This is a genomic window from Mycolicibacterium brisbanense (assembly GCF_001570425.1).
In the GTDB taxonomy this organism is placed as follows: domain Bacteria; phylum Actinomycetota; class Actinomycetes; order Mycobacteriales; family Mycobacteriaceae; genus Mycobacterium; species Mycobacterium brisbanense.
In genome coordinates this window covers 88,102-112,358 of sequence record NZ_BCSX01000028.1, presented here as the reverse complement: position 1 = coordinate 112,358, position 24,257 = coordinate 88,102, and the positions used below count along the sequence as shown (strand labels likewise).

At 66.8% G+C, this 24,257-nt stretch carries 21 protein-coding genes; 13 read left to right on the top strand and 8 right to left on the bottom strand.

The window, feature by feature from the left end:
- Positions 1 to 57 precede the first annotated feature (57 nt).
- The gene (locus RMCB_RS17040; RefSeq protein ID WP_062829713.1) at positions 58 to 882 is read left to right on the top strand and encodes an SAM-dependent methyltransferase; all 825 of its coding nucleotides are present in this window, start codon (positions 58 to 60) and stop codon (positions 880 to 882) included.
- Here the strand turns inward: RMCB_RS17040 and RMCB_RS17035 are convergent.
- Positions 852 to 1,445, bottom strand: coding sequence for a VOC family protein (locus tag RMCB_RS17035; RefSeq protein ID WP_062829712.1), 594 nt, complete (start codon positions 1,443 to 1,445; stop codon positions 852 to 854). The two genes, RMCB_RS17040 and RMCB_RS17035, sit on opposite strands and share 31 nt — an antisense overlap.
- A gap of 100 nt (positions 1,446 to 1,545) precedes the next feature.
- On the opposite strand from RMCB_RS17035, the gene RMCB_RS17030 reads away from it, so the two are divergent.
- From RMCB_RS17030 to RMCB_RS17005, 6 genes are all read left to right on the top strand, one after another.
- Positions 1,546 to 2,175: a TetR/AcrR family transcriptional regulator gene (locus RMCB_RS17030; RefSeq protein ID WP_029373972.1), complete on the top strand. Its 630-nt coding sequence runs from the start codon at positions 1,546 to 1,548 to the stop codon at positions 2,173 to 2,175.
- A complete protein-coding gene (locus RMCB_RS17025; protein WP_062829711.1) occupies positions 2,172 to 3,314 on the top strand; it encodes an alpha/beta hydrolase in 1,143 nt (380 codons plus the stop codon). The genes RMCB_RS17030 and RMCB_RS17025 overlap by 4 nt, the downstream gene beginning before the upstream one ends.
- Positions 3,305 to 4,270, top strand: a complete 966-nt coding sequence (locus tag RMCB_RS17020; protein ID WP_062829710.1) for a 2-hydroxyacid dehydrogenase — start codon at positions 3,305 to 3,307, stop codon at positions 4,268 to 4,270. The genes RMCB_RS17025 and RMCB_RS17020 overlap by 10 nt, the downstream gene beginning before the upstream one ends.
- 86 nt (positions 4,271 to 4,356) lie before the next feature.
- A complete protein-coding gene (locus RMCB_RS17015; RefSeq protein WP_062829709.1) occupies positions 4,357 to 6,582 on the top strand; it encodes an acyl-CoA dehydrogenase family protein in 2,226 nt (741 codons plus the stop codon).
- Between the two features lie 129 nt (positions 6,583 to 6,711).
- Positions 6,712 to 6,996, top strand: a complete 285-nt coding sequence (locus tag RMCB_RS17010) for a hypothetical protein (protein WP_062829708.1) — start codon at positions 6,712 to 6,714, stop codon at positions 6,994 to 6,996.
- Positions 6,997 to 7,001: 5 nt separating this feature from the next.
- The gene (locus RMCB_RS17005) at positions 7,002 to 7,313 is read left to right on the top strand and encodes a hypothetical protein (RefSeq protein ID WP_062829707.1); all 312 of its coding nucleotides are present in this window, start codon (positions 7,002 to 7,004) and stop codon (positions 7,311 to 7,313) included.
- Positions 7,314 to 7,360: 47 nt separating this feature from the next.
- Here the strand turns inward: RMCB_RS17005 and RMCB_RS17000 are convergent, their stop codons facing one another.
- Both RMCB_RS17000 and fadD2 read right to left on the bottom strand, forming a co-directional pair.
- On the bottom strand, positions 7,361 to 8,143 hold the full coding sequence (locus tag RMCB_RS17000; RefSeq protein WP_062829706.1) for an SDR family NAD(P)-dependent oxidoreductase: 783 nt from the start codon (positions 8,141 to 8,143) through the stop codon (positions 7,361 to 7,363).
- A gap of 138 nt (positions 8,144 to 8,281) precedes the next feature.
- Positions 8,282 to 10,006 (bottom strand): long-chain-fatty-acid--CoA ligase FadD2, encoded by a 1,725-nt coding sequence (fadD2, locus tag RMCB_RS16995; RefSeq protein ID WP_062829705.1) that lies wholly within the window; start codon positions 10,004 to 10,006, stop codon positions 8,282 to 8,284.
- 56 nt (positions 10,007 to 10,062) lie between these two features.
- On the opposite strand from fadD2, the gene ligD reads away from it, so the two are divergent.
- From ligD to RMCB_RS16975, 4 genes are all read left to right on the top strand, one after another.
- A complete protein-coding gene (gene ligD / locus RMCB_RS16990) occupies positions 10,063 to 11,292 on the top strand; it encodes a non-homologous end-joining DNA ligase (RefSeq protein ID WP_062829704.1) in 1,230 nt (409 codons plus the stop codon).
- Positions 11,293 to 11,488: 196 nt separating this feature from the next.
- Positions 11,489 to 12,244: a (Fe-S)-binding protein gene (locus RMCB_RS16985; RefSeq protein ID WP_062829703.1), complete on the top strand. Its 756-nt coding sequence runs from the start codon at positions 11,489 to 11,491 to the stop codon at positions 12,242 to 12,244.
- On the top strand, positions 12,241 to 13,704 hold the full coding sequence (locus RMCB_RS16980) for a LutB/LldF family L-lactate oxidation iron-sulfur protein (protein ID WP_062829702.1): 1,464 nt from the start codon (positions 12,241 to 12,243) through the stop codon (positions 13,702 to 13,704). Before RMCB_RS16985 ends, RMCB_RS16980 begins: the two co-directional genes overlap by 4 nt.
- Complete coding sequence (locus RMCB_RS16975) at positions 13,701 to 14,309, top strand: LutC/YkgG family protein (RefSeq protein WP_062829803.1); 609 nt, start codon at positions 13,701 to 13,703, stop codon at positions 14,307 to 14,309. The genes RMCB_RS16980 and RMCB_RS16975 overlap by 4 nt, the downstream gene beginning before the upstream one ends.
- Here the strand turns inward: RMCB_RS16975 and RMCB_RS16970 are convergent.
- Genes RMCB_RS16970 through RMCB_RS16950 form a run of 5 tightly spaced genes read right to left on the bottom strand, consistent with a single transcriptional unit; the run spans position 14,306 to position 21,290 of the window.
- The gene (locus tag RMCB_RS16970) at positions 14,306 to 15,298 is read right to left on the bottom strand and encodes a LacI family DNA-binding transcriptional regulator (RefSeq protein ID WP_062829802.1); all 993 of its coding nucleotides are present in this window, start codon (positions 15,296 to 15,298) and stop codon (positions 14,306 to 14,308) included. The genes RMCB_RS16975 and RMCB_RS16970 overlap by 4 nt on opposite strands.
- Positions 15,299 to 15,314: 16 nt before the next feature.
- Complete coding sequence (locus RMCB_RS16965) at positions 15,315 to 16,757, bottom strand: rhamnulokinase (RefSeq protein WP_062829701.1); 1,443 nt, start codon at positions 16,755 to 16,757, stop codon at positions 15,315 to 15,317.
- Complete coding sequence (locus tag RMCB_RS16960; RefSeq protein WP_062829700.1) at positions 16,754 to 18,787, bottom strand: bifunctional rhamnulose-1-phosphate aldolase/short-chain dehydrogenase; 2,034 nt, start codon at positions 18,785 to 18,787, stop codon at positions 16,754 to 16,756. The genes RMCB_RS16965 and RMCB_RS16960 overlap by 4 nt, the downstream gene beginning before the upstream one ends.
- A 2-nt stretch (positions 18,788 to 18,789) precedes the next feature.
- On the bottom strand, positions 18,790 to 19,983 hold the full coding sequence (gene rhaI / locus RMCB_RS16955; RefSeq protein WP_062829699.1) for an L-rhamnose isomerase: 1,194 nt from the start codon (positions 19,981 to 19,983) through the stop codon (positions 18,790 to 18,792).
- The gene (locus RMCB_RS16950) at positions 19,980 to 21,290 is read right to left on the bottom strand and encodes an MFS transporter (protein ID WP_062829698.1); all 1,311 of its coding nucleotides are present in this window, start codon (positions 21,288 to 21,290) and stop codon (positions 19,980 to 19,982) included. The genes rhaI and RMCB_RS16950 overlap by 4 nt, the downstream gene beginning before the upstream one ends.
- 263 nt (positions 21,291 to 21,553) lie before the next feature.
- On the opposite strand from RMCB_RS16950, the gene RMCB_RS16945 reads away from it, so the two are divergent.
- Together RMCB_RS16945 and RMCB_RS16940 are read left to right on the top strand one after the other, a co-directional pair.
- Positions 21,554 to 21,997 carry an STAS domain-containing protein gene (locus RMCB_RS16945; protein WP_062829697.1) on the top strand — a complete coding sequence of 148 codons (444 nt, stop codon included), beginning with the start codon at positions 21,554 to 21,556 and terminating at the stop codon, positions 21,995 to 21,997.
- 331 nt (positions 21,998 to 22,328) lie between these two features.
- A complete protein-coding gene (locus RMCB_RS16940) occupies positions 22,329 to 24,221 on the top strand; it encodes an acyl-CoA dehydrogenase family protein (RefSeq protein WP_062829696.1) in 1,893 nt (630 codons plus the stop codon).
- Positions 24,222 to 24,257: the final 36 nt, after the last annotated feature.

Here is a 24,257-nt window from a genome sequence, read left to right as displayed (position 1 = left end):
ATAGCATCGGGCAAAAATATCCAAGACTGCACACGAGCGGACCCGCATGATGACGTCATGAGTTCTGGACAGGGCGTGGCCGACACCGGGCTGTTGGTGGCCGCCATCCGCGCCAAGGAATCCCGGCGCGACGACCGGCTGTTCACCGATCCGTTCGCCGAGAAGCTGGCCGGCGAATCCGGCCGCCAACTGCTCGAGGAGGCGATCGCCACCGCCGGCGACAAGACCACGCTGCAGATCGTGGTGCGCACCCGCTTCTGGGACGAGGCGCTGCTGCGTGCCGTCGACACGGTCGACCAAGTGGTGATCCTGGCCGCCGGAATGGATGCCCGGGCCTACCGCCTGCCGTGGCCGGACGGCACGACGGTCTACGAACTGGACCAACCCGCGGTGATCGCCGCCAAGGCCAAGGCGCTGGCCGATGAGCAGCCACGCTGCCGGCGCGTCGCGATCGGCATCGACCTGGCCGAGGACTGGCCCGCCGCACTGCGGGCGGCAGGTTTCGATCCCCAGCGGCCAGCGGTCTGGCTGATCGAAGGGCTACTGCAGTACCTCGACGAATCCGCGGTGCACACCCTGTTCGAGCGCGTCGACGCGGTCTCCGCCCCGCATTCGGTGCTGCTGTACGACGTGGTGGGCAAGACCTTGCTGGACAACGTGATGCTGACTGCGGTCCGCGAGCACATGGCGCGCAACAGCGCACCGTGGCTGTTCGGCACCGACGAACCCGGCAGCCTGAGCGAGCGGCTGGGCTGGTCGGCCGTCGTCACCGACGTGGCCGAACCGGGCAACCGCTGGAATCGGTGGTTCGCCCCCGCGGTTCCGCTCGACGTGCCGAACGTGCCGCGCGGCTACTTCGTCGAGGCAGTCAAGGGCGCCTGAGCAGGCCGCCGGTCGGCCGCCGTCTTCGGGGGCACGTGGGTGTCCTCGTCACTGAATTCCTTCGTCCAGCAGGCGAATTCGAGGGTGATGCCGTCGGGGTCGAAGAAGTAGAACGACCGCACGTACACGCCAGGATGCACGGTGGGCGAGACCTGCATGGCGCTGGTGTCATGGTTGAGCACGGGGCCCACCCGCACCCCCTTGTCCTTGAGCTTCTGCCGGTACTCGTCGAACTTCTCGGCGGGCACATGCAGCGCGAGGTGGTTCATCGAGCCGGTGGCGCTGACGATCTCGCCGATACCCGGGATCGCGGCCGGTGCCGACACCCCGGGGACGCCGTCTGGCGCGTCACGGAACCAGAAGAACGCGACACAGTCGCCGTTTCCCGCGTCGAAGAAGAAGTGCTGACCCATGCCGCCCGGCAGATCCAGAGACTTCACCAGGGGCATGCCCAGCACATTGGTGTAGAAGTCGACGGTCCGTTCCATGTCCGAACACACCAGTGCCACATGGTTGATGCCGCCGAGCTCGAACTCGGAATTGGGATTGTTGGGCTTGATCACGTCGCGACTCCTCCGCTGCGAACCCGCCGAGAACTGGCGTGGCTCCCAATCTGAATCTAACATCAGATTCAGCTCTGATCAACGCTCGAAAAGGAGACCCGTGACTGTCAGCCCCCGCGAGCAACTGCCGACCGCACGTGGCCGGCAGACCCAGGCCGCCATCGATGCCGCCGCCCGGGAAGTGATCGCCCGCAAGGGCATCCTGGCCACGACGATCGCCGATATCGCCTCGGAGGCGGGCCGGTCGACGGCCTCGTTCTACAACTATTACGACTCCAAGGAAGCCATGGTCCGCGAATGGGCACTGCGCTTCCGCGATGAGGCGCGCGACCGAGCCCGTGCCGGCGCCAAACCTGGGCTGTCCGGATGGGAACGCTCGTACGAAGCCGCAGCCGCCCATTGGAAAACCTACCGGCACCGGCTCGCCGAGATCATCAGCGTGTACCAACTCGCCATGGTCAACGAGGATTTCGCCCGGTACTGGGCCGAGATCTGCGAACTACCCATAGGGTTGATCACCGATATGGTCAAACATGCTCAGGGACAGGGCTTCTGCCCGGGCGACGATCCGCACCTGACCGCCGTCGCGCTGGTGTCGACACTCAATCAGTTCTGCTACACGCAGCTGTCGGGAGGCAACGCGGCCGACGTCGACGACGAGGCCTGCGTGACCACCCTGGCCAACATCTTCTACCGGACCATCTACTACAAGGAGAGCACGCGTCCATGAGCAGAACTCCCGGGTCAGCAGCGGCCGCGGGTGTCGTCCGTGAATTCGTCGGACTGGAATCCCCCACCGCGCGGCGCGCAGGCGCAGGCGGACACCCGTGTCAGGGCATCTACTACCGCGGCGTCGGCCGCAAACCGAAGGTGGCGATGATCGCCACCCACTACCAGATCGACTTCTCCGAGCACTATCTCGCCGACTACATGGCCACCCGCGGTATCGGGTTCCTCGGCTGGAACACCCGGTTCCGCGGCTTCGAGAGCAGTTTCGTACTCGACCACGCACTGGTGGATATCGGCGTCGGGGTGCGCTGGCTGCGAGAGACCCAGGGCATCGAAACCGTGGTGCTGCTCGGCAATTCGGGCGGCGGTTCGCTGATGGCCGCCTACCAGGCGCAAGCCGTCGACCGGCACCTCACGCCACTCGAGGGCATGCGCCCGGCGGCAGGCGTCGGCGATCTACCACCGGCCGACGGGTACATCGCCAGCGCCGCCCACCCGGGCCGCCCCGACGTGCTCACGGCGTGGATGGACGCGTCGGTGGTCGACGAGAACGACGCGGTCGCGAGCGACCCCGCACTGGACCTGTTCGACGAACGCAACGGCCCGCCGTTCGCACCGGAATTCGTGGCCCGCTACCGGACCGCCCAGATCGCCCGCAACGACGCCATCACCGACTGGGCCGAGCAGGAACTCAAACACGTGCAGGCCGCCGGATATTCGGATCGGCCATTCACCGTGCTGCGGACCTGGGCCGACCCCAGAATGGTCGACCCGACCATCGAGCCGACCGGGCGGCAGGCCAATCTGTGCTACGCCGGAGTCCCGGTCAAGGCCAATCGCTCGGCCCGAGGCATCGCCGCGGCCACCACTCTGCGCAACTGGCTCGGGATGTGGAGCCTGCGCCATGCCCAGACCAGGGCCGAGCCGCATCTGGCTCGCATCCACTGCCCGGCGTTGGTGATCAACGCCGACCAGGACACCGGGGTGTACCCCTCCGACGCGCAGCGCATCTACGGTGCGCTCGCGAGCACCGACAAGTCGCAGTGCTCGATCAACACCGACCACTACTTCACCACGCCGGGCGCCCGCAGTGAGCAGGCCGACACCATCGCACGCTGGATCGGCAAGAGATGGCGGTGAGCCCAGGGCCCATCCGGGTCCTCGCGCATTTCGAGCCGGGCGAGAAGGTACTGGATTTCCTTGCGCCCCAGCTTGATTGGCTCGATGTCCGGTTCTGCGCCGAGGACGACGACACCACCTTCTACCGTGAGCTGCCCGAGGCTGAGGTCCTCTGGCATGTGTTGCGGCCGATCACCGGCGAGGATCTGCATCGTGCTCTGAGGCTGCGGCTCGTCCACAAGATGGGCGCCGGGGTGAACACCATCGACGTGGACACCGCCACGCAACTGGGGATCTTGGTGGCCAACATGCCCGGGGCCAACGCGGCCTCGGTTGCCGAAGGCACGGTGCTGCTGATGCTGGCCGCTTTGCGGCGCCTGATCGAGCTGGATCAGTACACCCGTGAGGGCGACGGCTGGCCGACAGACCCGACCCTGGGTGAGACGGTCCGCGACATCGGGGGCTGTACGGTCGGGCTGATCGGCTATGGCAACGTCGCGCATCGGGTCGAGCGGATCGTCACGGCCATGGACGCCGACGTACTGCACACCAGCACCCGCAACACGGGCCATCCACGCTGGCGCAACCTTCCAGAGCTGTTGTCCACCAGCGACATCGTGTCACTGCACCTACCGCTGACCGAGGCCACCCGGGGCCTGCTCGACCGGGAAGCGCTGGCCTCGATGAAGCCCGGCGCGGTTATCGTCAACACCGCGCGCGGCCCGATCATCGACGAGACCGCCCTGCTCGAGGCGCTCGGCACCGGACAGATCTCCGCAGCCGGCCTCGACGTGTTCCCGGTCGAGCCGATCCCGGCCGGGCATCCACTGCTGGCCCTGGAAAACGTGGTGCTCACGCCGCACGTGGCCTGGTACACCGCGGACACCATGCGGCGTTATCTGGCGGCGGCCGTGGACAACTGCCGCCGCATCCACGACGGCCAGCCCTTGGTGAACGTGGTGAACGAGGTGACCTAGGCCCCAGCGGTGGCGCCGATCACCCCGGCGTACCCTCGAACCCGACCCACCGGTTAATAGGGAAATGCTGCCAACGGAGGAACCGCATGCCCATTGCCATCACGTCTGAGCACACCGACCTCGCCGATTCGGTCCGATCGTTCGTGGCCCGCGTCGCACCGTCCGAGGTGCTGCACGAGGCGTTGGACGCCGATTGGGAAACCCCCATCCCCAATCCCCCACCGTTCTGGAAAGCCGCGGCCGAACAAGGTCTGCAGGGCGTGCACTTGTCGGAATTCGTTGGCGGACAAGGATTCGGGATCCTCGAGCTGGCCATCGTGCTGGCCGAGTTCGGCTACGGCGCGGTACCCGGGCCGTTCGTCTCGTCGGCGATAGCCAGTGCGCTGATCGCCGCGCACGATCCGGTGGCCAACGTGCTGGCCGGGCTCGCCTCCGGAGAGGCGATCGCGGCCTACGCCATCGATTCCGGGCTCACCGCAACCCGGCACGGCGACGGCCTCGTGATCCGCGGTGAAGTGCGGGCGGTGCCCGCCGCCGCACAGGCCTCGATCCTGGTGCTCCCGGTCGCGATCGACTCCGGCGAGGAGTGGGTGGTCCTCGACGCCGACTCGCTGGAGATAGCGCCCGTCAAGAGCGTCGACCCACTGCGTCCGCTGGCCGACGTGCGGGCCAACGCGGTCGAGCTGAGCTCCGACGACACCGCAGCCCGGGTGCTCACCAACCTCAGCCGGCCACTGGCCCACGCGCTGATTTCCACCCTGCTCTCCGCCGAGGCCATCGGGGTGGCGCGGTGGGCCACCGATACCGCCGCGGCCTACGCCAAGATTCGCGAGCAGTTCGGCAGGCCGATCGGTCAGTTCCAGGCGATCAAACACAAGTGCGCCGGGATGATCGCCGAGACCGAGCGGGCCACCGCGGCGGTCTGGGATGCCGCGCGCGCCCTGGACGAGGCGCACGACCCCCGCGAGAACGATTCAGCGGACACCCATTTCGAGTTCGCCGCAGCCGTGGCGGCCACGCTCGCGCCGGCCGCGGCGCAGCACTGCACGCAAGACTGCATCCAGGTGCACGGTGGTATCGGCTTCACCTGGGAGCACGACGCCAACGTCTACTACCGTCGAGCACTGGTGCTCGCAGCGTCGTTCGGACGCGCCGCCGAGTATCCGCAGCGGGTGGTCGACACCGCGACCACCACCGGGATGCGGCCCGTCGACATCGATCTCGACCCCGACACCGAGAAACTGCGGGAGGAGATCCGCGCGGAAGTCGATGCGCTCAAAGCGATTCCACGTGAGGAGCGCAACGTGGCCATCGCCGAGGGCGGCTGGGTGCAGCCACATCTGCCCAAACCGTGGGGCCGCGCATCGGAGCCGATCGAGCAGATCATCATCGCCCAGGAGTTCTCCGCGGGCCGGGTGAAGCGGCCGCAGATGGGCATCGCCGCATGGATCATCCCGTCCATCGTGGCGTTCGGCACCGACGAGCAGAAACAACGTTTCCTGCCGCCGACGTTCCGCGGCGAAGTGATCTGGTGCCAGCTGTTTTCCGAACCCGGCGCGGGATCGGACCTGGCCAGCCTGACCACCAAGGCCACCAAGGTCGACGGCGGTTGGCGCATCACCGGGCAGAAGATCTGGACCACCGGTGCGCAATACTCGGCGTGGGGCGCGCTGCTGGCGCGCACCGATCCGAGCGCTCCCAAGCACAACGGCATCACGTACTTCCTGCTCGACATGAAGTCACCGGGCGTCGAGGTCAAGCCGCTGCGCGAACTGACCGGCAACGCGATGTTCAACACCGTGTTCATCGACGACGTGTTCGTGCCCGACAGCATGGTGCTGGGCGAGGTGAATCGTGGCTGGGAGGTCAGCCGCAACACGCTGACCAATGAGCGGGTGTCGATCGGCAGCAGCGAGCCGCCGTTCCTGGCCAACCTGGACCAGTTCGTGGAGTTTGTGCGCGACGGCCACTTCGACCAGATCGAGCAGAACCGGGCCGGTCAGTTGATCGCGGAAGGCCACGCCGCCAAGGTGCTCAACCTGCGATCGACCCTCCTCACGCTCGCCGGCGGCGACGCCATGCCCGCGGCAGCCATCTCCAAGCTGCTGTCGATGAAAACCGGTCAGGGCTATGCCGAATTCGCGGTCGCCTCATTCGGGACCGACGCGGCCATCGGGGACAACACGCAGCCACCCGGCCGGTGGGCGGACTACCTACTGGCCAGCCGGGCCACCACGATCTACGGCGGAACCTCTGAAGTGCAGCTCAACATCATCGCCGAACGATTGCTGGGACTGCCGCGCGATCCGTAACCTCTCCTTGCGCGAGCAGACGTCAAAGTCCGCGAAACGCCGGTTTTCGCGAGCTTTTATGTCTGCTCGCCGGGGAAATCCGGTGCTACCGTCGAAATAGGCGGACGTCACAGACGGTTGGCATTAGTGATGAAGATGTTCAGACAACGTGTACTGCGCCCGGTGTTGCTGAGCGCCGCAGCGCTGTCGGTTGTCATTGCGCCGACGGCGGTCGTCCAGCAGATCTCGCCAGGTCCCACCGAAACTCGCGCCGACCCATGTGTAGACGGCGTCATTCCGTGGAACCCGTACATCGTGAACTGCAACCTACAGCCCAGACTGCCGCGGGTGCGCGGCGCGGCTCCCGACGCAGGGGCCATCATCGCGTGCCGCGGCAAGCCGGGATGCCTGTCGTGGTACGTGAACGGGCCGTGAGAACTATGACCAACGACGTCGAAAAGCGCTGGCACGATCCGCAGATGTTCCGGTCGGCCGTCACCTACGTCGTGTGCGTCGTTCTGGTGGCAGGCGTGGCTCTCGCGTCGTACGCATTCATCGGCGACCACTCGATGCTGTCGGCAATTCTGGTCCCCACCGTGCTGTTCGTCGGCGGTGTCGGCGCGTTCGTGCGCACATATCAGGTCTGGAAGGTCGGCGGCACCTGGCCCATCTGGCACGGCGCCGGCTGGTTCCTGCTGGCTTTCTCGCTGGTCTGCCTGGCCGTGCCGGGTTCGGCAATACTGTCCCCGTAGTCGCGCACGCGCATCACCAAAAACCCTGCAATAACTGGCCATTCAGCCTAGGGCAGGATCGCGTCGACGTAGCCGCCGTCGACGCGCAACGCGCCACCCGTGGTCGCCGACGACAGCGGCGAGGCCAGATAGGCCACCATGTTCGCGATCTCCTCCGGCTCGATCAAGCGCTGCAACAGCGACTGCGGCCGGTGCTTGATCATGAACTCCCGCTGCGCCTCATCCCACGGGAGCGACTTGTCGACCAGCTGGTAGACGAAGTCTTCGACGCCTGCGGTGTGGGTCGGCCCGGCGATCACCGAGTTGACCGTCACCCCCGTACCGGCGGCCTCTTTCGCGAATCCACGCGATACGGCCAGCAATGCCGTCTTCGACACGCCGTAATGGATCATCTCCGCAGGCGTCACGATCGCCGAGTCACTGGCAATCTGGATCGCCCGGCCCCAACCCCGCTCGACCATCCCCGGCAGATAGCTGCGGATGAGTCGCACGGAGGCAAGGACATTCACGTCGAAATAGGTACGCCACTGCTCGTCGGTGATCTCCATGGGCGGCACCGCGCCGAAGATGCCGAGGTTGTTCACCAGGATGTCGACGGCAGGCAGCTGCCGCAGCAGGTCAGCAGTCCCCTCCTCCGTCGCAACGTCGGCGGCCACCCCGATCACGTCGAGGCCCGCCAATTTGGCGACGGCCCCGTCGACTCGTTCGGCGGTGCGGCCGTTAACGGCGACGCGCGCGCCACTGCGGGCGAGGTTTTCGGCGATGGCCAGCCCGATGCCTTGCGTCGAGCCGGTGACGAGTGCGGTCTTTCCGGTCAGGTCGATGTTCACGCCGAGGTACTACATACCGTCAGACCCAGCTATTCCCCTTGCGTTCCCCCCGCGAACAGACATGCGGGTACGCGACACGCCGGGTTTCGGGTACCGCGGGGACTGCTCGCCGCGAAAAATCCCCCGGAGAAAAGCCCGCTAGCGCGATTCGTCTGCTCCGCCGACTTCGATGTCCCGAAGCTCGCGTTTGAGGATCTTGCCGGTCGGGTTGCGGGGCAGTTCGTCGAGGAACACCACCTCGCGGGGCACCTTGTACCGGGCGAGGTGATCCTTGACGTAGGTCTTGATGGCGTCCTCGTCGATGGTGGCGCCCTCGGCCTTGACCACAAAAGCACGCAGTCGCGCACCCCAGTCTTTGTCCTCGACACCGAGCGCGGTGGCCTCGACGACCTCGGGATGCCCACTGATGAGATCCTCGACCTCGGCCGGGAAGACATTCTCGCCGCCCGAGACGATCATCTCGTCGTCGCGGCCGCTCACATAGAGCAGACCGTGCTCGTCGAAGTAGCCGACATCGCCCGACGAGAGCATGCCGTCGATGATCTGCTTGCCGCCTCCGCCGGTGTAGCCCTCGAACGGGAAGGTGTTGCCGACGAAGATCCGCCCGACCTCACCCTGCGGCACCTCGTTGCCGTTGTCGTCGAAGATCTTCACCCGCACGCCCTTGACCACCGGCCCGACCGTCGCGGGGTTGATCGAGAGATCCTTGGGCCGCGCGATGGTCGCGAACGCGATCTCGGTGGAGCCGTACAGGTTGTAGACGACCGGCCCGAGATCCTTGAGCGCACGGGTGGCCAGCTCGGCGCCCAGCTGTGAACCCGAGACGAACACGATGCGCAGCGACGACAGGTTCGGCTTGGGCGATGTCTGATCCAGGGCATCGAGGATGCGCGACAACATGACCGGCACCACCACCATGGCCGTCACCTTGTACTTCTCGATGTCGGCGAGCACAGTGGCCGGCTTGAAGCGACGACGCAGCACCAGCGTGGTACCGAGCATCATCGCGATGGTGCCGTGCAGGAAACCCAGCGCGTGGAACATCGGCGCAGGCAGAGATGTCACCTCGCCCGCCTTGAACGGAACATGCGACAGCACACCGCCGATCGGGGCGAGCGACGGCGGGGTGCTGCGGTTGGCGCCCTTCGGCGTGCCGGTGGTTCCGCTGGTCAGGATGATGATCGACGAATGCTTGGTGACCTTGGGGGCGGGGCTGCCGCTGCTGCGGGCGATGAGATCGGCCAGCGTCTCGTCGGTGCTAGGCTGCGGCTCTTCGCCGTCGGCGGACGCCGACGAATTGGCTGAGTCGGGGTTTGTGCCCAGGGCCCGCAGCTTGCCGAGTTCCGGTTCGGCCTGCGCGACCGCCGCGGTGTACTCGTCGTCGTAGATGATCACCTTGGCGCCTTCGCGCTCGGCGACCTCCTTGATCTGAGGCCCGGAGAACTCGCTGTTGAGCAGGATGATCCGGGCCCCCGCGCGGGCCGCCCCGTACACCGCGATGAGGAACCACCGATGGTTGCGGGCCAGGATCGCGACGCCGTCGCCGCCCGTGATCCCCATGGTCAGCAGTCCGTTGGCAACCGCATGCGCGGCCTTGTCGAGCTCGCCGAACGTCAGCTCGCCGTCGTCGTCGATGACCGCGGTGCGGTTGGGGTGACGACGCGCGTTGAGCGCGGGAATCATGCCGAACTCGCCCCAACGCACGATGTCGGCCAGCATCGCGGCCATGTTCTGCGGAGGTTCCAGGCGTAATGCGCCCGCTTCGAACATCTTGCGTGCGTAGTGCAACTCCGCGGCGCCGCGGTCGAGGTATCGCTGGGCTTTCCCCGCGACCTGCGCAGGCAGGTCAGAAAGACTTGGCATGGGGCCCACAATATGTGACGCGGGTCGCAGTCGGGTGGGATAGCTACCATGAGCTGATGGCCGGTGGTGTGACACTGGATGTGGACGGTCTGCAGGTGTCGGTCAGCAACCCGGACAAGGTGATTTTCCCTGACGCCAACGTCACCAAACGGGACCTGATCGACTACTACCTCGCGGTTGCCGACGGTGCGCTGCGCGGGGTCTCCGGGCGTCCGATGATTCTCAAGAGGTTCGTCAAGGGCATCACCGCCGAAGCGATTTTTCAGAAGCGCGCGCCCGAGAAACGCCCGGACTACATCGACGTCGCCGAGCTCAAATACCGGTCCGGCACGTCGGCCAAGGAGGCCGTGATCGACAACGCGGCCGGGCTGGTGTGGGCGGTGAATCTCGGCTGCGTCGACCTCAACCCGCATCCCGTACTGGCCACCGACCTCGATCACCCCGACGAACTGCGCGTCGACCTGGACCCCATGCCAGGGGTCGACTGGCGCCAGATCGTCGAAGTGGCACTCGTAGCGCGCGACGTGCTGCAGGACCACGGCCTCACCGCGTGGCCCAAGACGTCGGGCTCGCGGGGCTTTCACATCTACGCCCGCATCCACCCCCGCTGGCCGTTCGCGAAGGTCCGGCTGGCCGCCCAGACCGTCGCCCGCGAGGTGGAACGGCGCGCTCCGGAGCTCGCGACGGCGCACTGGTGGAAAGAGGAGCGCGAAGGCGTCTTCGTCGACTTCAACCAGAACGCCAAGGACCGCACGGTCGCCTCGGCGTACTCGGTACGGGCGACCCCGGATGCGCGGGTGTCCACACCGTTGCAGTGGGACGAGGTACCGGACTGCCGTCCGGAGCGATTCACCATTTCGACGGTGCCTGCGCGGTTCGCCGAGATCGGCGATCCCTGGGAAGGCATGGACGCCGCACCTGGCAGCCTGGATGCGCTGTTGGATCTGGCCGACAAACTCGGCCCCGCCGAGAAGGCGCCCAAGGGTGCGTCCCGCGACGGTCGGCGGGTTTCAGCGATGCCGCTGATCGAGATCGCCCGCACCAAGACGCGCGACGAGGCCATGGCGGCGCTGGACGTGTGGCGTGAGCGGTATCCGGAGGTCGCCGCACGGCTTGAGCCCGTGGACGTTCTGGTCGACGGCATGCGCGGCCCGAGCTCCATCTGGTACCGCATCCGGATCAATCTGCAGCACGTGCCGGAGGCCGAGCGCCCACCACAAGAGGATCTGATCGCCGATTACAGTCCGTGGGAGAACTACTCCGGGAAGCAGTGGCGGCAAGGTTGATCTCCGACCGATTGTCCGCAGCAGCACTGGTTTGCGTGCGCGCCAGCAGAGCTCACTTTTGACACATGACCGTCGTCACACTACGTTCATCGCCAGTCATTGAAACGTTTCAACAACGTGGAAGGCCGCCCCCATGACCCTGTGGACCCACGAGTTCGCAGCCGCGACCGCCGCGCCGCCGGTAGCGTGAGGCATCATGCGAATCGCCCTGTTCGCGACCTGCCTGGCTGACGCCCTCTTTCCCCCGGCCGCCATCGCCACCGTAGAACTGCTGGAGCGGCTCGGGCACCAGGTCGTGTTTCCCCCCGGCCAAACCTGTTGCGGCCAAATGCATGTCAACACGGGATACCTCAGAGAAGCCGCCGCCGTGGTGCGCAACCACGTGCAGGTGTTCGAAGCCGCGGACTGCGACGCCGTCGTCGCCCCGTCAGGTTCGTGTGTCGGATCGGTGCGCCACCAGCACGCCATGGTCGCACGCCGCGCGGGCGACGAGGATCTGGCCGCCCGGGCCGAGGCGATCGCGGCCCGCACCTACGAACTCTCGGAGTTCCTCGTCGACGTGCTCGGCGTCGAGGACGTCGGCGCCTACTACCCGCACCGCGTCACCTATCACCCCACCTGCCACTCGCTGCGCATGCTGGGTGTCGGAGACAAGCCGCTGCGGCTGCTGCGTCATGTCCGTGGGCTGACCCTGCTGGAACTGCCCGCCGCCGAATCCTGTTGCGGTTTCGGCGGAACTTTCGCCCTGAAGAACTCCGACACCTCCACGGCCATGCTGACCGACAAGATGACGAACATCCTCGACACCGGTGCGGAAGTGTGCAGCGCCGGCGACTCGTCGTGCCTGATGCACATCGGCGGCGGACTCAGCCGGCTGCGCAGCGGAGTGCGCACCGTGCATCTGGCGGAGATCCTGGCGGGCCAGGGCGACGGCAGGAGGACGGGAGCATGAGCACATTCCTGGGCATCCCGGGCACCGGGAATCTGCGCGGCGACGCATCCTTCCCGAAGGCCGCCCGCACCGCACTCGCCAATTCTCAGCTGCGCCGCAACATCGGCCACGCCACCCACACCATTCGAGCCAAGCGGCTCAACGCAATCCACGAGTGCGCGGATTGGGAGCAGCTGCGTCTGGCCGGAAGCGCCCTCAAACAAGACGTGCTGGCCCGGCTACCGGAGCTGCTCGACGAGCTCGAACGCAACGTCACCGACCGCGGCGGCGTGGTGCACTGGGCGCGGGACGCCGACGAGGCCAACCGCATCGTCGCCGGATTGGTACGCGACGCCGGGGCCGACGAAGTCGTCAAGGTCAAGTCGATGGCCACACAGGAGATCGGGCTCAACGAATACCTGGAGTCCGAAGGCATCTCGGCGTTCGAGACCGATCTGGCCGAACTGATCGTCCAACTCGGTCATGACAAGCCCAGCCACATCCTGGTTCCCGCAATCCACCGCAACCGGGCGGAGATCCGCGAGATCTTCCAACGCGAGATGCCCGACGCGGGTGCGCTCACCGACGAGCCGCGGGTGCTGGCGATGGCCGCGCGGGCGCATCTGCGCCGCAAGTTCCTCACCGCCAAGGTCGCGATCAGTGGCACGAATTTCGGTGTCGCCGAGACGGGAACGCTGGCCGTGGTGGAGTCCGAGGGCAACGGCCGGATGTGCCTGACGCTGCCGCAGACGCTGATCACCGTGATGGGCATCGAGAAGATCGTGCCGAGGTTCTCCGACCTCGAGGTGTTCATGCAACTACTGCCCCGCTCGTCCACCGCCGAACGCATGAACCCCTACACGTCGATGTGGACCGGCGTGCATCCCGGCGACGGGCCGCAACAGTTCCACCTCGTGCTGCTGGACAACGGCCGCACCCGGGTGCTCGCCGATGAAGTGGGACGTGCTGCGCTGCACTGCATTCGGTGCAGCGCGTGCCTCAACGTGTGTCCCGTCTACGAACGCACCGGCGGGCACGCCTACGGATCGGTGTATCCGGGACCCATCGGTGCGATCCTCAGCCCACAGCTCACCGGCACCAGGGGCCATGACGATCCCAATGCCAGCCTGCCCTACGCATCGTCGCTGTGCGGAGCATGTTTCGAGGCCTGCCCGGTCCGTATCGACATCCCGTCCATCCTGGTGCACCTGCGGGCGGCACAGGTCGATCAGGAGAGGGGCGGCCTACCGTCGGGCCAGGACCTGGCGATGCGGGCGGCCGGCTGGGCGATGGCCTCTGCAGGCCGCTTCTCGCTGGCCGAAAAGGCCTTGGCCGCAGGGAGATTGGTTGCGGGCAGTGATCACCGCATCTCCGCGTTGCCGTGGCCGGCATCGAAATGGACCGCCAGCCGCGATCTGCCCGAACCGCCGAAAGAGACGTTCCGGCAGTGGTGGATCCGTACGCACGGGAGCACGCGATGAACGACCCACGCTCGGAAATCCTCGGCCGCATCCGCACGGCCCTTGCGGGCGCCCCACCGCAACCCGTTGTGGTACCGCGCGATTACGACCGCCGGCCGCTCACCGGGCCCGGCGATGTGGAGCGGTTTGCCGAAACGGTGGCCGAGTACCGGGCCCGGGTGCACCGCGTCGCGGTCGCCGACATCGCCGCCACCGTACGCGCGCTGGTGGGTGCCGACGCCACCGTGGTGATCCCCGCGGATGTACCCGACGAATGGGTCACCGGGGTGCGAACCCTCGTCGACGATCCGGTGCTGAGCATCGATGCCCTCGACGGGGCCGACGCCGTGCTGACCGGGTGCGCCGTCGGCATCGCCGCGACCGGCACCATCGTGCTCGACGCCGGCGCCACCCAGGGCCGTCGTGCCCTCACCCTGGTGCCCGACCACCACATCTGTGTGGTGCGCGTCGATCAAGTCGTCGACACCGTGCCGCAAGGGTTCGCCGCACTGACCGCCGCCCGGCCGTTGACCTTCATCTCGGGGCCCAGCGCGACCAGTGACATCGAACTCGAACGCGTGGAGGGTGTGCACGGTCCTCGTACGCTCGATGTGCTGATCGTCTAGCCCGCCGTGGAGTCCCGCACGATCAATTCGGGTTGGAACACCACGTGTTTGGGCTCGCCGGGCCGTCCTTCGGCCGCTTCGACGAGCAGGTCCACCGCAGTGGTCCCGATCTCGGCGGTGGGCTGGCGCACCGAGGTCAGCGGCACCACTGCCGAACGGGCGAAGTCGATGTCGTCGTAGCCGACCAGTGCGACGTCCTGCGGCACCCGAACCCCGCCCATCAGGGTCAGCGCCTGCAGGACACCCATGGCCAGCAGGTCGTTGGCACAGAACACCGCATCGGGGCGATCCTCGGGGGCACGGTCTCGCAGCCGCTCGCCGGCCGCGCGGCCGTCGAGCACGCTGGGCGCGCTGGTGTCGATGATTTCCAGTTGCGCGCCAGGGGTTTCCGCAACAGCGTCGGCAGCACCCCGGCGGCGGTCCCGGATCTGCCGCAGGGTCGCAGGGCCGCCGACGAACGCGATGCGGCGTCGTCCGATCGCACAGAGGTGGTGCACGGCCAGCCGCGCACCGGCAACGTCGTCGACGGCCACCGAATCGAAGGCCGTGCCGCTGCCGTCGCGGTCCACGAGCACGACGGGAGTGTCCCGCTCCCGCAACGCGTTCAGTCGAGCGAGATCCTCACCGACAGGCGATACCAACAAGCCGAACACCCTCTGTTCGTCGAAAGCGTCGATGTAGGCGCGCTCCCGGTCACTGTCGTCGTCGGAGGTGCCCAGCAGGACCGTGAGGTTGTGCTCCCCCGCGCGGCGCTCGGCGGCCCGGGCGATGTCGGTGAAGAACGGGTTGCCGATGTCGAGCACCACAAGACCCACACTGCGGGACCGCCCCGCCTTGAGTTGGCGGGCGGCGTCGTTGCGGACGAAACCCAGCTGGTCGATGGCGGCCTGCACCCGGGCCACGGTTGCGGGCGCGACCTTGTCTGGTGCGTTGAGCACATTGGAGACCGTGCCCACCGACACCGACGCCGCAGCGGCGACCTCGCGCATGCTCACCACGGCACCATCACACCATTGCGGCGGCCCGCTTCGTGCGCGGGACGTACCGGCGCGGCGGAAACCACCGGGCCACCCGCTCACGCAACTCCGCCAGGCCTCCGTCGATCAGCCCCTGGGCACGCGCGGTGAGCAGCAGGTTGCCCAGGGCGGTGGCCTCGACCGGCCCGGCCAGCAACGGCACGCCGAGCCGGTCCGCGGTGAGCTGACACAGCAGCTCGTTCTGCGAGCCGCCACCGACGATGTGCACTGTCTGCACGTCGACGCCCGACAGCTCGGCGGCCGTGCGCACCGCCGCGGCGAAAGCCGCGGCCAGGCTTTCCAGGATTGCCCGCACCATGTGCACTCGCCCCGCCGGGGCGGGCCTGCCACGCTCGGTGTACCACTGGCGGATTCGGGTGGGGATGTCGCCGGGGGTCAGGAAGCGGGCGTCGTTGGTGTCGAACACGTCGTCCACGCCCGGGGCGTGAGCGGCTTGTGCCAGCAGGTCGCCGAGTTCGACGTGGCGCCCTTCCCGCTGGTACTGCCGCAGCGTCTCGCTGAGCAGCCACATCCCCATAACGTTGTGCAGGAAGCGGATTCGGCTACCGAACCCCACCTCATTGGTGAAATTGGCGGCCCGGGCGGCCTCGGTCGCCACTGGCCCCGGCAGCTCGACACCCACCAAACCCCAAGTCCCGCAGGAGATGTAGGCGGCGTGATCGGGATCCATCGGGATGGCGGCGACTGCCGAAGCGGTGTCGTGCGAGGCCACCGACACCACCTCGGCAGCGCATCCCATCTGCTCGGCCACGCTGGGCAGCACCGGCCCGCGGCCAGTGCCTGCTTCCACGATGTCGGGGAACAGCTGCCGCAACAGCCCCAACCGAGCCATCAGCTCGCCGTCCCAGGCACCGTCCAGGCCCAACAGACCGGTCGTCGACGCGTTGGTCCGTTCCGCTCCGAGGACACCGGTCAGCCAGTACGTCACCAGATCCGGTATGAGCAGTACGGCATCGGCCAAATCGAGCAGCCCGTGCGCCTGTTCCTCGACGAGTTGATACACGGTGTTGAACGGCAAGAACTGTAATCCGTTGCGGCGGTACAGCTCTTCTGGGCCGATCTTGGAGTGGACCAGATCGACGCCATGATCGGTTCGAGTGTCGCGATAGTGGTGCGGCAAGGACAACAACCGGCCGTCGCGGAGCAGACCGTAATCGACGGCCCACGAGTCGACGCCGATCCCGACCAGGTTGGCACAGTCCCGGCTGGCGGCCGCCAAGCCGTCCATCACCTGCGCGTACAGCCCAGGCACATTCCAGTGCAACGCCTCGCGGGCGCCATCCCACAATCGCAGCGGTTCGTTGGGGAACCGCGCGACGGTGCGCATCTCGAATCGATCGTCGCTGATGTCGGCGACCATGACCCGGCCGCTGGTCGCACCCAGGTCGACAGCGGCGACCTGAGCGCTCATCGCAAGAAAGCCGCGGCGACACCCGCATCCACCGGCACATGCAATCCCGTGGTGTGGGAGAAATCGGAGGTGCACAGCGCGAATGCGACGTTGGCGATATTCTCCGGCAGCACTTCACGTTTCAGCAGGGTGCGCTGCGCGTAGTACTTGCCCAAATCCTCCTCCGGGACCCCGTATACCGCGGCCCGCTTGGCCCCCCAACCGCCGGCGAAGATACCCGAACCGCGCACGACCCCGTCGGGATTGATGCCGTTGACCTTGACGCCGTGCTCGCCGAGTTCGGCGGCCAACAGCCGAACCTGGTGGGCCTGATCGGCTTTGGTGGCGGAGTACGCGATGTTGTTGGGGCCGGCGAACACCGAGTTCTTCGACGAGATGTAGATGATGTCGCCCCCGAGCTTCTGGTCGATCAGCGCCCGTGCGGCCGCCTTCGACACCAGGAACGAGCCCCGCGCCATCACGTTGTGCTGCAGATCCCAATCCTCGACCGTGGTGTCCAGCAACGATTTCGACAGCGACAGCCCCGCGTTGTTGACCACGATGTCGATCCCGCCGAACGCGAGAACGGTGGCGTCGATGGCGGCCTGCACGGCGCATTCGTCGGTGACGTCGGCGGCGATCCCGATAGCCACATCGCTGTTGCCGATCTCTTCGGCAGCCGCAGCGGCCCTTTGCGCGTCGAGGTCAGCGATCACCACACACGCACCCTCGGCGGCCAGCCGGGTTGCGATCGCCTTTCCGATGCCCGACGCAGCGCCCGTGACCAGTGCGATACGGGTCGCCAGTGGTTTGGGCTTCGGCATCCGGGCCAGCTTGGCCTCCTCCAGCGCCCAGTACTCGATGCGGAACTTCTCCGACTCGTCGATCGGCGCATACGTGGAGATGGCCTCGGCGCCCCGCATGACGTTGATGGCGTTGAGGTAGAACTCGCCGGCCACCCGGGCGGTCTGCTTGTCCTTGCCATAGCTGAACATTCCGACACCCGGGATGAGCACGATCGCCGGGTCGGCGCCTCGCATGGGTGGTGTCGTCGCATCCGCGTGCCGGTCGTAGTACGCCTGGTAGTCGGCACGGTAGGCCTCGTGTAGTTCGGCCAGCCGGGCCTTGGCGTCTTCGATGGACGCATCGGCCGGCAGGTCGAGCACCATCGGCTTGACCTTGGTGCGCAGGAAGTGGTCGGGACAGCTCGTGCCGAGCGCCGCCAGTCGCGGATGCTCACTGCCGGAGAGGAACTCGAGCACCCGCGGATCGTCGGTGAAATGGCCGACCTGCGGCTTGTCGGTGGAGGCCAGCCCGCGGATGAACGGTGCCAGCTCGGCGGCCTTGGTGCGGCGCTGCTCGTCGGGCAGCGGACCGTAACCGGGCAGTGGTGCGCCGAACGGCTCGCGACGGCCGTGCTCGGCGATGTAACGCTCGGCGGTTTCGATGATCTCCAGCGAGTTCGCCTCGGCCTCAGCCGATGTCGCGCCCCACGCGGTGATGCCGTGGCCGCCGAGGATGGTCCCGATGGCCTGCGGGTTGCGTTCCTTGATGGCGGCGATGTCCAGGCCGAGCTGGAAACCGGGGCGCCGCCAGGGCACCCACACCACCCGGTCACCGAAGATCTTGGCAGTCAGCGCCTCACCGTCGACGGCGGTCGCCAGCGCGATGCCCGAGTCGGGATGCAGGTGGTCGACATGGTCGGCGTCGACCAGCCCGTGCATCGCGGTGTCGATCGACGGGGCAGCGCCGCCGCGGCCGTGCAGGCAGTAGTCGAATGCGGCGACCATCTCGTCCTCGCGTTCGACACCGGGATACACATCGACCAGCGCGCGCATGCGGTCCAGCCGCAGCACGGCCAGCCCGGCCTCGGTCAGAGTGCCGAGGTCGCCACCGGAACCCTTGACCCACAACAGGTTTACCGGTTTACCGGTGACGGGGTCGATGGCGGTGCCTTTGGCCGAGGTGTTCCCGCCGGCGTAGTTGGTGTTCTTCGGGTCGGCTCCGAGCCGGTTGGACCGGGCGATCAGTTCGGCGACAGGATTGGTCATACTCAAGCTCCCCATGACGATTGCGTACCGCCGATCCGTTCGGCGTTGATGGTGTCCTGATATCCCGATGCCGCGAACGCCGCCATCGGATCGGCCGGAAGTCCCCGCTCGACGCGCCACTGTGCCAGTGCGGGCCGCACGTCGGTGTAGAACGCATCCATGAAAATCCCGTTGGCGCCCAGCACGTCTCCGCTGCTCTGCGCGACCGCCAGCGCGGCGGTGTCGACCAGCAGCACGCGGGCTGTCATCTCCTGGACATTGAGTACCGAGCGGATCTGGCCGGGAATCTTCGCCTCGACGTTGTGGCACTGGTCGAGCATCAGCGCCACCTCCGAACCGTGCTTTTCCCCGTCGCTTCGCTCGCCCCGGCCGTCGAGCCCGCCGCCCCGCACCACTTCGTACAAGATGCGGAACAACTGGAACGGGTCGGCGGCGCCCACGATGAGATCGTCGTCGGCGTAGAAGCGGGAGTTGAAGTCGAACGACCCGAGCTTTCCCAGCCGCAGCAGTTGGGCGACGATGAATTCGATGTTGGTGCCCGGCGCATGATGCCCGGTGTCCAGGCACACGACCGCCCGCTCCCCCAACGCACTGACTTGGGCGTAGGCGCTGCCCCAGTCCGGCACGTCGGTCATGTACATCGCCGGTTCGAAGAACTTGTACTCCAGCACCATTCGCTGGTCCGGGCCGATGTGCTGGTAGATGGAGGCCAGCGACTCGGCGAGCCGGTCCTGCCTGCCCCGGATGTCGCCCTGGCCGGGATAGTTGGTGCCGTCGGCGAGCCAGATCTTCAGATCGCGCGACCCGGTGGCGTTCATGATCTCGATGCATGCCAGGTGGTGGTCGATGGCCTTCTGCCGCACGGTCTTGTCGGTGTGGGTGAGACTGCCGAACTTGTAGTCGTCGTCTTGGAAGGTGTTGGAGTTGATGGTGCCCAGCCGCACGCCCTGCTCGGCGGCGTAGCTGCCCAGTGCTGCGTAGTCGTCGACGGTGTCCCACGGGATGTGCAGCGCCACGCTCGGCGCCAGACCGGTCAGCCTGTGCACCGTCGCCGCATCGGCGATCTTCTCCCGGACCGTGCGCGGGGTACCGGGCGTACCGAACACCTTGAAGCGGGTACCGGAGTTCCCGAACGCCCACGACGGAAGTTCGATCGCCAGCCTGTCCAGTTGGGCGGGCAAGACGACGGTGCTCATGCTGCGGTCCTTTCCATGGTGGTGACGACGGGCGCACCGTAACGCTCGACCTCGATCTGCTGCAGCGTCTTGCCGCGGGTTCGCGGGGCGCCGATGGCACCGATCAGCAGGGCCACGCTGAGTAACGCGACGAGCAGGATTCCGACGGCGGTGAGACCGGTCGCCGCGAGCAGTGTCGGGAAGAAGTAGCTCAACAGCCCGGTGGCGGTGCGCACGACGAAGAACATCACGCCCTGGGCGCTGGCCCGGTACGGCGTGGCGAACAGCTCGCTGGCCCACAGGCTGTAGAAGGCCTGCGCGCCGATGCCGCTGGAGACTCCCCACAGCACGGCGAAGGCCAGCATGGTCGGCACACCGTCGTCGGTGAACGCCACCAGCACGATCCAGGCGATGATCCCGAGCGCCGCACCGATCACGTAGAGCAGGCGCTGACTCATCCGGTCGGCGTAGCGCATGAAGCCGAAGTATGTGGCGAGCACCGTGCAGCCCCACACCAGGACCTGGAGCAGGTTCTGGGCCACCGGGCTGTGCAGGCCGGCCGTGTCGTATACGCGCGGCATGAAGATGCCCGCCTGCCCAGCCACGGTGTTCCAGAACAGGTAGATACCGCCGAGGAACAACAGAGCGGTGATGTTGATCCGGCGGGAGAACAGTCCGCGCAGACCACGCGTCCCGACCGCCGATGCCAGCGAAGTTGACTCGTGGCGGCCCTCGTCGGCCCAGATCTGTGATTCGGCCAGGCCCTGCCGTACCCACCAGACCACGGCGGCGACGAGGAAGAGGTGTCCGAACACCAAACGAGACCCGATCAGTCCGAGCGGGGCAAGGGCGGCCGCCAGCGCGAAGCCGATGAGCGGTCCGATCGACCAGGCCAGCTGCGCGGTCCCGACGTGCTTGGCGCGGGCGGTCGACGGCGCCTGTTCGGCGATGTAGGTCCACGATGCGGGGACACCCGCGCCGACCGCGATACCGGTGATGACGAATGCGGCAAGCAGCATCGCGTAATTCACCGCGAACGCCGCGAGTAGCACACCGGCCATGTAAACCAACAGATCGTATGTGTAGATTGCCTTGCGCCCGAAGCGATCACACAGCGGACCGCCCATGATTGCACCGATGGCCGCACCAAAAGCGTTGGCGCTCAATGCCGCAAGTAATCCAACCGCGAAGTTGCCGATGCCGAAGGCGGCCTGCCAGAACCCGAGGCTGGTGGCGATCGCGATGATCGACCCCGCCTCGATGTAGTTCGACATGGCGACCGCGATGGTGGCCCGCCACCCGGTTGTGGAGCGTGCTCCGATCTTCATGGACCGCCTCTCCCACTGGGTCCGCGAATTGAAACGTTTCAATTCGTGATGGCGGTCACGTTAGAGGATCGAATGCGACGTCGTCAAGGCCGCAGCAGCCCCGCCCGGCCCGTTTCCGCTACTGACCAGTACGAATTCAGGTTCTTAGCAAAGTATTAACGGCAGCACCCAGCCGCCTTAGATTGCCCACTTAGCGTTGTGGACAGGTTGAAGCGACGACGCACAACCCAGCAAGCACAGGAACCACCGAAGGGAGGCTGATCATGACTATCACGACCAACACCCCGGCTTCGGACGGCAATCTCCGGTACGTGAACCAGGCGCTCGTCTGCGACGGTGCCTCGATCCGATCACAGTGCCGACAGCTGGCCACGGTGGTGACGATCAAGGGTGACGTCAACACTTTCAACATCGACACCATCACCGCATACGTCCGCCGGTCCACACTTCCCGAGAAGCCTCTGGTCGTCGACATGAGTGGCGTGACAGGCTTTGCCGCGCAGTCGATCTCGTTGTTCTACGACGTTGACGAACGCTGCGGAGCACTCGGTGTGGATTGGGCGGTAGTCGCGAGCGACGCGGTCATCGCCGGGCTCGACGACATCGGCGTGCCGGTCACCGCGTCGGTGGCCGAAGCCCTGCACCACTTCGCCGAAGGCAACCTGGCTCGCCGCCGGCTGCTCCCCCTGCTCACCAAGAGCGCCTGAGAGAAAGGGCCACCACCATGCTGATCGACGTTCGATGGCTGACAATCCTTCTGGGTCGGCGGCGCCGGGTCGCCCATCGGCACCTGCTCGCCCACTGAGCCTCGCCGGGTAACACCCGGCTATTCGCCATCCGAAACCGACGGCGTGCTGCAGAGATCATCTGCACGCACGTCGTCGGTTTCGCATTTGAGGCGTTCGCTTTCAGGCGACGGCTCCTCCATCACCCCGGTGGTCCAGCGAGAAGGCAACGCGTGAACCACGCGGATTGCGGGTATCCCGAACCCCGGACGGCGTTGCCGTCCAGTTGAGCGTGAACCGATGGAGGTCTGCGATGACCGTCAGCGAGGAAGTCAACGAACGACAGGCCAGGCAGGTTGCCGAAGAGGCCCGCGAAGCGCAGTGGCACCAGCCGAGTTTTGGCAAAGAACTGTTCCTCGGCAGATTGCGGTTGGATCTGGTCCACCCGCATCCACGCGGCCCAGCCGAGAAAGTACAGCACGGCGAGGCGTTCCTGGCCCGGCTCCGGGAGTTCTGCGAGACGCAGATCGACGCCACGGTGATCGAACGGGAGGCCCAGATCCCGGACGCGGTGATCCGGGGGCTGAAGGAACTCGGCGCGTTCGGCATGAAGATCGGCACCGAGTACGACGGGCTGGGCTTGTCGCAGGTTTACTACAACAAGGCGCTCGCCCTCGTCGGCTCCGTACATCCCTCGCTGGGCGCGCTGCTCTCGGCGCATCAGTCGATCGGCGTACCGCAACCCGTCGCGATGTTCGGAACCGAGGAGCAGAAGCGCGCCTGGCTGCCCCGGTGCACGCGCGAGATCAGCGCGTTCCTGCTGACCGAACCCGATGTCGGCAGCGATCCGGCCCGGCTGCACGCGACGGCCACTCCAGACGGCGACGACTACGTGCTCAACGGCGTCAAACTCTGGACCACCAACGGCGTCATCGCCGATCTGCTCGTGGTGATGGCCCAGGTGCCCCCGAGTGAAGGACACCGCGGCGGCATCACGGCCTTCGTCGTCGAAGCCGCCACGCCCGGCATCGTCGTGGCCAACCGCAACCGGTTCATGGGGTTGCGCGGCATCGAGAACGGTCTGACCCGGCTGACCGATGTCCGGGTGCCCGCCGCCAATCGCATCGGCCGTGAAGGGGAAGGGTTGCGGATCGCGTTGTCCACGCTCAATGTGGGCCGCCTGTCATTGCCCGCGGTGTGCACGGGGACCGCGAAGTGGTGTTTGAAGATCGCCCGCGAGTGGTCCAAGGAACGTGTGCAGTGGGGGCGCCCAGTCGGTGAGCACGACGCGGTCGCCGGCAAGCTGGCGTTCATCGCGGCCACCGCCTACGGGATCGAGGCCATGGTCGAGCTGGCCGGCGAATTGGCCGACGCGGGCCGCACCGACATCCGGATCGAGGCCGCGCTGGCCAAACTGTACGGCTCGGAGATGGCCTGGTTGATCGCCGACGAGCTGGTGCAGATCCGGGGTGGACGGGGTTTCGAAACCGCTGAGTCGCTGGCCGCCCGCGGTGAGCGCGGCGTGCCCGCCGAGCAGGTCCTACGCGACATGAGGATCAACCGGATCTTCGAAGGCTCCACGGAGATCATGCATTTGATGCTCGCCCGCGAGGCGGTCGACGCCCACCTTTCCGTGGCAGGCGACATCATCGACCCCGATGCCGACCTGCGCCGGAAGGCCAAAGCCGCCGCGCAGGCAGGCAAGTTCTATGCCCGCTGGCTGCCCACACTGGTGACCGGTAAAGGTCAGCTGCGCACGTCGTACTCAGAGTTCGGAACGCTCGCCGAACATCTGCGTTATGTCGAACGCGCCAGTCGCAAGCTCGCGCGCAGCACGTTCTACGCGATGTCGCGGTGGCAGGGCGGCCTCGAGCACAGGCAACGGTTCCTGGGCCGCATCGTCGATATCGGCGCGGAACTGTTCGCGATCACCGCGGCCTGCGTCCGGGCTCAGAGCGACGAGACGAACGACGGCGCCCGCGATCTCGCCGACGCATTCAGCCGCCAGGCGCGCGTGCGGGCCGACCAGCTGTTCGCGCAATTGTGGGACAACAGCGACGACTCAGACCGATCTCTGGTGAAAGGCGTGCTCGCCGGCCGCTACACCTGGCTCGAGCACGGGATCGTCGACCCGTCGATCGACGGACCGTGGATCGCCCAGGAAGGCGGTGCTGTCGGTGAAGACGTGCACCGACATATCCGATGAACGCCCTGTCGAAGGCACCCTCTCACAAGTAAACTG

Bases quoted from the DNA above. Each gene is read 5' to 3' on its own strand.
- RMCB_RS17040 (WP_062829713.1), top strand. From the start codon at position 58: ATGAGTTCTGGACAGGGCGTGGCCGACACCGGGCTGTTGGTGGCCGCC.
- RMCB_RS17025 (WP_062829711.1), top strand. From the start codon at position 2,172: ATGAGCAGAACTCCCGGGTCAGCAGCGGCCGCGGGTGTCGTCCGTGAA.
- RMCB_RS17020 (WP_062829710.1), top strand. From the start codon at position 3,305: ATGGCGGTGAGCCCAGGGCCCATCCGGGTCCTCGCGCATTTCGAGCCG.
- RMCB_RS17015 (WP_062829709.1), top strand. From the start codon at position 4,357: ATGCCCATTGCCATCACGTCTGAGCACACCGACCTCGCCGATTCGGTC.
- RMCB_RS17010 (WP_062829708.1), top strand. From the start codon at position 6,712: ATGAAGATGTTCAGACAACGTGTACTGCGCCCGGTGTTGCTGAGCGCC.
- RMCB_RS17005 (WP_062829707.1), top strand. From the start codon at position 7,002: ATGACCAACGACGTCGAAAAGCGCTGGCACGATCCGCAGATGTTCCGG.
- fadD2 (WP_062829705.1), bottom strand. From the start codon at position 10,006: ATGCCAAGTCTTTCTGACCTGCCTGCGCAGGTCGCGGGGAAAGCCCAG.
- ligD (WP_062829704.1), top strand. From the start codon at position 10,063: ATGGCCGGTGGTGTGACACTGGATGTGGACGGTCTGCAGGTGTCGGTC.
- RMCB_RS16985 (WP_062829703.1), top strand. From the start codon at position 11,489: ATGCGAATCGCCCTGTTCGCGACCTGCCTGGCTGACGCCCTCTTTCCC.
- RMCB_RS16980 (WP_062829702.1), top strand. From the start codon at position 12,241: ATGAGCACATTCCTGGGCATCCCGGGCACCGGGAATCTGCGCGGCGAC.
- RMCB_RS16975 (WP_062829803.1), top strand. From the start codon at position 13,701: ATGAACGACCCACGCTCGGAAATCCTCGGCCGCATCCGCACGGCCCTT.
- RMCB_RS16970 (WP_062829802.1), bottom strand. From the start codon at position 15,298: ATGCGCGAGGTCGCCGCTGCGGCGTCGGTGTCGGTGGGCACGGTCTCC.
- RMCB_RS16965 (WP_062829701.1), bottom strand. From the start codon at position 16,757: ATGAGCGCTCAGGTCGCCGCTGTCGACCTGGGTGCGACCAGCGGCCGG.
- RMCB_RS16960 (WP_062829700.1), bottom strand. From the start codon at position 18,787: ATGACCAATCCTGTCGCCGAACTGATCGCCCGGTCCAACCGGCTCGGA.
- rhaI (WP_062829699.1), bottom strand. From the start codon at position 19,983: ATGAGCACCGTCGTCTTGCCCGCCCAACTGGACAGGCTGGCGATCGAA.
- RMCB_RS16950 (WP_062829698.1), bottom strand. From the start codon at position 21,290: ATGAAGATCGGAGCACGCTCCACAACCGGGTGGCGGGCCACCATCGCG.
- RMCB_RS16945 (WP_062829697.1), top strand. From the start codon at position 21,554: ATGACTATCACGACCAACACCCCGGCTTCGGACGGCAATCTCCGGTAC.
- RMCB_RS16940 (WP_062829696.1), top strand. From the start codon at position 22,329: ATGACCGTCAGCGAGGAAGTCAACGAACGACAGGCCAGGCAGGTTGCC.